The following is a 1,204-nucleotide window of genomic DNA, read 5'->3' on the forward strand; positions in this document are numbered from 1 at the left end:
AATCATGCTATTGCCAGTGCAAAATTTATGGAAGAGAAACAAGCTGACATAGCTGAATTGCTTGGCGTGGATAAATCAAATATTCCCAAATACAAATCAGGTAGACAAAAGCTAAGTCCAACTGGCGTCAAGCTTTTAATTGACCGTTATGGGATGCCACGGCAAGCCAAAGGCGAGTACTTAGAGGCCACCCTTTATAAAACGGTAGATGAATATTTACATGCAATGGATGAACGGCTAAATGATCGCTACTGTGCTGCTTTTGCAAAAATATTTAGTAAATCTGACGTTATTAAAGCAATTGCATCTACCGTTTCTGCAAAACCGTTGAAGAACATAGATAGTGACGAACCATTTTCTAAGTTGATGTTTTCACACCAAGGCTGTAAGAAGCATGAAATACCTCATATTATTGAGTGGGTAAATAACGCTATAAAGTCTGATAGCTTTAGAACGTGGTATGAGGCAATGATTGACCATGTTAAACATAAATCAACACAAAGCAGTTATTTAAAACCTACGCCCCCTTCACTAGACGGGGAATGGTCCGACACCCTTATACATCGCGATGATTTCCCCCTTTTCTTTCTATTAGCCGATTTCTATTTCAATCATCCAACTCAATACTCACTGCCCTTCCAGGGAGTTTTTGAGTCTAAGCACTTTAGTACTGAACCGTTGGTGCTTACCGGTGAACAGATTTTGCACACCCCTTCCAAGCATGTGCCTTTTGTTCGAAGGGAAGCTCATACTTTCCTACAAAAAAGCTTTAACTTTTTTAGAGAACAAGACATTGGGGGCTTTTATATATCAAGTGATTTAAATGCTTTGGATGACTTGAAACCTAGTTCCTTTGATTTCTTTTTATTCATGAATAAAGACATGGTGTATCGCTTGTTGATCAACGAATTCTGGGGAACTAAAAGGTTCGATATCGTAATAACTGATATTCCACAGCAAGAAATTTTTCTTGTTTTCGAAAAACTCCGAGACAAGTTTGGATTTGATAGAGAAACAGAGGTGGAATTGAGAACAAAGATCGCGAAAGCGGGTGGATTTATTCCAGGCGCACGCGTTTTGTAAAGTGAAACCCTAACACTTCTTTAATTTAGGGAAACAAGGAGATACAAATGCTAACACTTAAAAATGCACCAAGTAAAACCGGCAGACCTTCAGGGAAAGGACGAAGTAATAACCCTCCCAG

The 1,204-nt window shown here is 39.0% G+C and carries 1 protein-coding gene; it reads left to right on the top strand.

Features of this window, described 5'->3' with window-relative positions; all coding sequences use genetic code 11:
• A partial coding sequence (locus BIZ39_RS21860; RefSeq protein ID WP_222936754.1) for a helix-turn-helix domain-containing protein occupies positions 1-1,083 on the top strand: 1,083 nt, incomplete at its 5' end.
• Positions 1,084-1,204: the final 121 nt, after the last annotated feature.

The organism is Alteromonas sp. BZK5, assembly GCF_014349115.1.
Lineage (GTDB): Bacteria > Pseudomonadota > Gammaproteobacteria > Enterobacterales > Alteromonadaceae > Alteromonas > Alteromonas macleodii.